This is a genomic window from Nocardiopsis sp. NPDC006139 (assembly GCF_040614155.1).
GTDB classification, from domain to species: domain Bacteria; phylum Actinomycetota; class Actinomycetes; order Streptosporangiales; family Streptosporangiaceae; genus Nocardiopsis; species Nocardiopsis changdeensis.
This window is the reverse complement of record NZ_JBEXTT010000016.1, coordinates 164124-170693: the sequence shown is the minus strand read 5'-3', so window position 1 is coordinate 170693 and position 6570 is coordinate 164124. Positions and strand designations below refer to the sequence as shown.

Genomic DNA, 6570 nt, shown 5'->3' with positions numbered 1-6570 from the left:
GCGCGGGCGCCGACGGGCCGGGGCGCCGGCGGACGGCGCCGCGGACGGGGGCGCGGCCGCTCCCGATGACGAACTGCCCGCGGCCGGGGGGCCCGAGGCCGGGACCCGGCCGCTGGCCGCCCTCGCCCTGCCCCTGGCCGCCGCCGTCGTCCTGGCCTCGGCCCCCGCCCCCACCCTGGGCTGGCCCTGGGACTGGCTCTTCCCGGGCGGCGGGGGCGAGGAGCAGCCCGCCGACGACCCCTCCGCCTCACCCTCCCCGTCACCGTCCCCCTCGCCCGGCGACCCGGGCGGCGACCCCGCCCCGGAGGAGCCCGGCACCGAGGACCCGGGGGAGGAGCCCGGCGAGGAGGAAGGGGAAGAGGAGGCCGGCGAGGAGACCGAAGCCGACCCGGCCGAGTGCGAGTTCCGCACCGGCGAGGGGGCGCTGGCCCGGAGCGAGGACGAGTTCGTCGAAGCGGTCCTGGCCTGCCAGGCCGCGCGGGAGGCCGACGAGCTCCCCGAGGTCCCCGCCGACGCCGACTACGACTGCTCCCGCGGCTCGGTCCGCACCTCCGGGCTGACCGCCGACGTGCTGACCATGAGCGGCGCCCGCTACGACGGCGTCGTGGAGTGCCCGACCGCGAACGGACCCCAGCGCTACATCCGGCTCACCATGGACCGGGCCGAGGTCACCGGCGGGGACCTGTGGTTCGAGGAGCACGGCACCCGGATGAGCCTGGGCCTGCCGTCCATGACCCTGGACGGCGACGTCGTCATGCACGTCACCCGGATGAAGGTCAACATCTTCGGGATCCCCCTCCCGATCACCTTCACCCCGGACTTCCCGCCGCCGCTGCTGCTGCCGTACATGTTCGTGACCGAGGTCGACGTCTCCAGCCCGATGGCGGGCACCGACCGGATGAACATCACCGGCCTGAACGGCCGGTTCGCGGGCTGACACCCGCACGACACGGCGGGGGCGCCGCGCGGACCGCGCGGCGCCCCCTGTCGTGTTCCGGGCCCGGGTCAGCGGCCCTCGGCGATCAGCCGGCTCGGCCGCCCCACGTGCGACACGTACAGGGCGTCGCGCGCCCGCGTGCAGGCGGTGAACAGCAGCGTCCGCTCCTGCTGGAAGGCGTGCTCCAGGGCGACCTGGTCGCCGTCGGCGGCCTCGATCGCGGCCTTGGGCGGCAGCAGGTGGTCGGCGACCCCCACCAGGGCCACGCAGCGGAACTCCTGGCCCTTGAGCCGGTGCAGCGTGCCCACGCGCACCGCCCCCGTGCCGCCGGACTCCTCCAGCGGCGCGGTCGGGATGCCCCGGGCCGTCAGCTCCTTGGCGATCCCGCGCACCACCCAGTGGTTGCGCCCGGCCACCGCGATCTCGGTCGGGTCGACCCCCGCCTCCAGCCACACCCGCACCCAGTCGCCCAGGGCGGCGAGCTCCTCGGCGCGGTCGGCGCAGCCGCGGACCACCGGCGCCGGGCCGCGCAGCAGCGAGCGGTAGCCGGCCAGGGTGTCGGCGTCGTCGTCCATGCCCAGCGCCGCCCTGCGGCCCAGGATGGGCATGCTCCAGTCGAGGATCTCCTGGGTGACCCGGTAGCCCACCCGGAGCCGGTGGCCGCGCCCGCGCACGTTGATGCCGAGCGAGGCCAGCGAGACCCGGTTGTCGGACACCCGCTGGTGCGGGTCGCCCACGATGAACAGGTCGTCGGGGCCCTCGGGGACGGCGGCGCGCAGCATCCGCCACTGGGCCGGGTGCAGGTCCTGCGCCTCGTCGACCACCGCGTGCCGGAACAGCGGCGCCCCGCGGCCCAGGACACGGGCGGCCTCCGCGGCCAGCTGCGGGTAGGACCACAGCCCCTCCACCCGCATGGCGCCGACGTAGCGCCGGATGGTCTCCCACACCTGGCGCCGGTGCTCGGGCGCCAGGTGCTGGACACGCCCGCTGCGCTCGCAGCGGATGTACTCGGGCAGCAGCTCCATCCCCTTGGCGAGGATGACCTGCTCCCACTCGTCGACCAGGAAGCGGCCGGAGAAGGGCAGCCCGTCGGCCAGCGCCAGCGCGCGCCAGCGGCGGGCCAGGTCGTCCTTGCCGATGAGGCGCGGCGGGACGCCGTGGGCCTGCACCACGGAACGGGCGAGGCTGTCGATGGTCGCCACCCGGACCCGGGCGCGCACCCCGGGATCGGGCAGCAGCTGGTCGAGGCGGTCGGACAGGGACTGGGCCAGGGCCCGGTTGTAGGTGGTCAGCAGGACCGACTCGCGGTGGTCCTCGGGGTGGGCGGCGGCGTCGCGCTCGGCCAGGTGGGCGGCCCGGTGCAGGGCGATGACGGTCTTGCCGGTTCCGGGGCCGCCGGTGATCTGCACGGCGCCGTTGTAGTGGGCCTCGGTGATCCGGTGCTGGTCGGGGTGGAGCGTGACCTGCCACTGCCGGAAGGGCGCGCGCAGGGCGCCGGCCAGCTCGGGCGGGCCGCTGGGGCGGGGGTCGGCCGGGGCGCCGCCGCCGAGCGGGACGATCTCCGGGGACGCCGGGACCAGGCGGCGGGCGAAGCGCAGCGCCTCCTCGCGCGGCAGCACGGTGAGCAGGCGGTAGCGGGTCCGCGGGTGCTCGGCGGGGTCGTCCCCGGACCCGTCGTCGGGCTCGTCGCCGGCGGGTGCCGGGACGACGACGCCGGACCAGTCGGGGTCGATGCCGACGATCCGGACCCGCGGGTCGGCGGCGTCCGCGACGGGCTCCAGGTCGGGCCGTTCCCCGGCCTGGTAGGCGCGCATCACGGCCAGGGTGTTGAGCTGGACGTCGGGCGTGAGGCGGGTGAAGTCGCTGAGGAAGGTCGGGGCGATCGCAAGGGCGGACACGTCGTGGGTCTCCTCCGGTCTTCGACCAGGTGATGGCTCGGGGTCTGAGGCGTTCGGAGCGGGCGGTGTCGGGGCGGAGGGGCCGGGCCGGCGATCCCTCTCACCTGTGAACATGCTCTCTGCGGAATTCCGGCAAACGCCGCTCGCGGGCCGATTCCCGTCAGGTTTCCGGGGCTTTTCGGGAGAGGCGTCGTCCCAGGTGGGAGGGGGTTCTACGGAAGCCTGTTCGAGTACCGTCCCGAACATTTCCGGGATGCGCGGAGACGCGTCCGCTGACCTGCGGTTCCGTGGCGTCCCGCAGTGTCCTCAAAGGTGTTTAGATGCTGTCCGAAACCCGGTGACGCAGGGCGACAATGCCTGATCCGGGCGGGGGGCATGGGAAGGCCGGTGCGGGATGGGCCGATGAGAACCGGCGGACCGAAAATCGAACGGAAGAACGGTCATCCGGTAACGCATGTGTACAGACGTGTCTTCTGGTGGCATTTCACGCAGTGGCCGGTTTCGGACACGCTCTGTGCAGAGCCGTCCGGGCACGAGATCGTGTAACGCACAGGGGAGACGGCCGCGTGCCATCCGTGCGGTCCAGGACTCTGCCGGGGTCCGTCCTACCCCGGCAGAGTCCTGACCACCCGCGGGCGTGCGCCGCGGGTGCCCACTCTGCGGCGCGGCGCCCTGGAGCGCCCGCCACCACCCTCACCGGTACCCCGGCCCCGCCCGCCCCAAAGCACGCAGGGCGGGGCATTCCCATTCCCTTCGCGAGGCGGCCGTGCTCTACGGTGGTGGTCACCAGGACGACGAAGGGAGCGGTGCGGTCGTGGTCTCCGACGAAAGCGCCCGTATGCGGGTCTCCGACGCCGAACGCCAGCAGGTGGCGGAGGTGCTCAGGGACGCCGCGGCCGAGGGGCGCATCACCCTCGACGAACTCGACGAGCGGCTCGAGGCCGCCTTCAACGCCAAGACCTACGCCGACTTCGAGCCCATCACCGCCGACCTGCCCGGCGCGCCCGGGGCGGCCACCGGCCCCGTCCCCGTCGCGGCGGACGACCGGCCGGCCGGCCGCGTCCACCCCGAGGACATCATGGTCGTCCGGTCCGACGGCGACACCGTCGTCCGCAAGGGCCGCTGGCAGGTGCCCCGCCGCATCGAGGTCCGCAACAAGTACGGGGGCACCCGGCTCGACTTCCGCGAGGCGGACATCCCCCACGACCGTATCGAGGTCCACCTGGAGGTGTCCTGGGGAGGCGCCGAGGTGATCCTGCCCGAGCGGGCCACCGCCGAGGTCGACGTGGACACCTCCTGGCTGGGCAGCCTGAAGGTGGACGCCGACGCCATCCCCCGCCCGCCCGCCCCGCACTTCGTCATCACCGGCACCTGCCACGGCGGAACCCTCCAGGTCGGCCACCGCCGCCCCTTCTCCTGGTCCTCCCTCTTCGGCGTGTGACCGCCCCGGCCCCCACGGGCCGCGGACCGCGGGGGCCCGCGGGCTGCCATCATGGGGTGCGCCCCCGCGCGGGGGCGCGGGAACGGACGGAGGGCCGACGGTGTCGGTGTGGATCGTGGCGGCCGGGGTGTGCGCGGCCGCGTTGAGCCCCTACATCTGGCTGACGGCCGCCTCCGTCGGCCGCCTCCGGACGGTGGAGACCGTCCCGGACCGGCCGGTGGCGGTCGTCCTGGGCGCGGCCGCCTGGGCCGACGGCCCCTCGCCCCTGCTGGCCCGCCGCCTGGACCTGGCCGTGCGCCTGTACCTCGGCGGCAGGGTGGAGCGCGTCATCGTCTCGGGCGACAACCGTGAGGTCTCGCGCCGCGAGACCGACACCATGGCCGCCTACCTCGTCGCCCACGGGGTCCCCGCGGACCGGATCGACGCCGACCCCCACGGCTACCGCACCTGGGACACCTGCGTGCGGGTCCGCGACCTGTTCGGGGTCCGCTCCGCGACCATGGTCACCCAGTCGTTCCACCTGCCCCGCACCGTCGCACTGGCCCGGGCCGCCGGGATCGACGCCGTGGGCGTGGGCGATCCCAGCATGGGGGCCCGCCGCCGCTCCACCGTCATCGGGTACGCCCGCGAGGCCGGGGCCGCGGTCAAGGCCCTGCGCGACGCCGTGCTGCGGCCCGCCCCCGCCCGGACCGGCCCCTGAACCCGGCGATACTGGGGGCATGAACGCGACCCCGAACGACGCGCACACCGGTCCCGAGAGCGTGGACTGGACGGCCCTGGCCCCGGAGGGCGGCGAGCGCATCGCCTCCCTGCTGGCCGAGGTCACCGGCAGCGACACGGCCCTGTCCGAACTGCACGACATCATCGAGTTCCCCGCCCCCGGCCACCGGGCGGCCCCCAGGGCGGTGGACTTCCTCGTCGACGCGGCCTGCTCCGAGCAGACCCCCGCCACCGACCGGTGGCGCCCCCTGAGCCTGCTGCTGGAGCTGGTCTCCGCGCACGCCGAGGACCACTTCCCCGAGCCCCGCGATCTGGCGCAGTGGCGCGACGAGGTGGCCTGGATCACCTCCACCGACACCGGGAAGGCCGTCGAGCAGTACCGGACCTGGGTGGAGGAGGCCCCCGACGAGCAGCAGCGGCGCAGGATGCGCAACCGGCTCGCCGTCCTGGAGCTGCCCGACGGCCCCGCCCTGCTCCAGGCCGAGCTGGACACCTTCGAGGCGATCCGCGCCCGCGTCCCCGACCTGCTGGAGCTGCTCAAGGGCGCGGCGAACCGCGGCGGCATGGACCGGGCCGGGGAGTGGGTCTCCTACCTGCTGGCCTTCCTCACCCCCGACGCCGACCGGATCGTCGCGGGCATCACCGGTGCCTCCCAGATCCTGCTCGCCAAGGACCTGCGCCCCACCCGCCAGGCGCCCTCCAGCCTGCGCGACATGATGGACCAGGCCCTGGCCGGGGGGTCCGAGCCGCTGCCCGCGGAACTGTTCGCGCTGGGCGCGCTGGCCGGGCCGGACGACATCGACCTCACCGTCGCCCTCACCCACCAGATGGCCGGCGGCAACCTGTACAACTCCTTCGCCGCGTCGGTGGCGCTGGTGATGATCCACGGCGGCAACACCCCGCGCGAGGCGCTGCGCCGGATCGGTCGCGGCGGCGGCACCACCAGCGGCTACGAGGGCCTGTTCAACGAGTCGTGGCCGCACTGCGGCGAGCGCTCGCCGCAGGTTCTGGGCTTCCTGGCCCTGGGACGGGCCGGGAGCCGCGCCCGCCGCCTGCGCCTGGACATCCTGCCCGGCCTGATCAAGGGCGAGGAGGACTCGCGCGCCCTGGTCACCGCGGCGGGGCTGGAGCTGGTCCTGGGGCCGCGCACCCAGGGGTTCACCCTCGAGGACCACCTCAACGCCGAGTACGACGAGGAGACCCTCAAGGTGATGTGGGCGATCGCCGAGCTGCCCGCCCAGGCCTGGGAGGACGCGGAGTTCCGGGAGGTCCTGGCCGCCTGGGGGCTTCCGGAGGACCCCGAGGAGTTCCGCACCTCGGTGGGCGTGGAGCTGGAGCCCGAGGTGGTGGAGCCGCAGGCCCCCGCCGCCCCCGAGCCGCCGCAGCAGCAGGGCGGGCTCTTCGGCCGCCTGTTCGGCGGCCGCTGACCTCCGCCGGACCCCGCGGGAACCGCGTCGCGGCGGCCCCCGTCGAAACCGGCACGGCCGGAGCGGGGACGCCCCGGCCGTCCGGCGGCCCCCCGCCGTCCGCCGCCGCCCCTCGGGGCCGCGGCCGACGGGTCCCCGCGGGGCCGC

General features: G+C 75.3%; 4 protein-coding genes and 1 pseudogene. 4 read left to right on the top strand and 1 reads right to left on the bottom strand.

From position 1 onward, the window contains the following. A pseudogene (locus tag ABZ249_RS21435) lies at positions 1-937 on the top strand (hypothetical protein); the annotation flags it as partial. Positions 938-1005: 68 nt separating this feature from the next. Here ABZ249_RS21435 and ABZ249_RS21430 read toward each other — a convergent pair. Then, positions 1006-2835, bottom strand: coding sequence for a UvrD-helicase domain-containing protein (locus ABZ249_RS21430; protein WP_355265672.1), 1830 nt, complete (start codon positions 2833-2835; stop codon positions 1006-1008). 814 nt (positions 2836-3649) lie between these two features. On the opposite strand from ABZ249_RS21430, the gene ABZ249_RS21425 reads away from it, so the two are divergent. From ABZ249_RS21425 to ABZ249_RS21415, 3 genes are all read left to right on the top strand, one after another. Then, a complete protein-coding gene (locus ABZ249_RS21425) occupies positions 3650-4276 on the top strand; it encodes a DUF1707 domain-containing protein (RefSeq protein ID WP_355265669.1) in 627 nt (208 codons plus the stop codon). A gap of 100 nt (positions 4277-4376) precedes the next feature. Beyond that, positions 4377-4976, top strand: a complete 600-nt coding sequence (locus ABZ249_RS21420; RefSeq protein ID WP_220562865.1) for an ElyC/SanA/YdcF family protein — start codon at positions 4377-4379, stop codon at positions 4974-4976. A gap of 19 nt (positions 4977-4995) precedes the next feature. After that, positions 4996-6423: a hypothetical protein gene (locus ABZ249_RS21415; protein WP_355265666.1), complete on the top strand. Its 1428-nt coding sequence runs from the start codon at positions 4996-4998 to the stop codon at positions 6421-6423. The last annotated feature ends 147 nt before the right edge of the window (positions 6424-6570 follow it).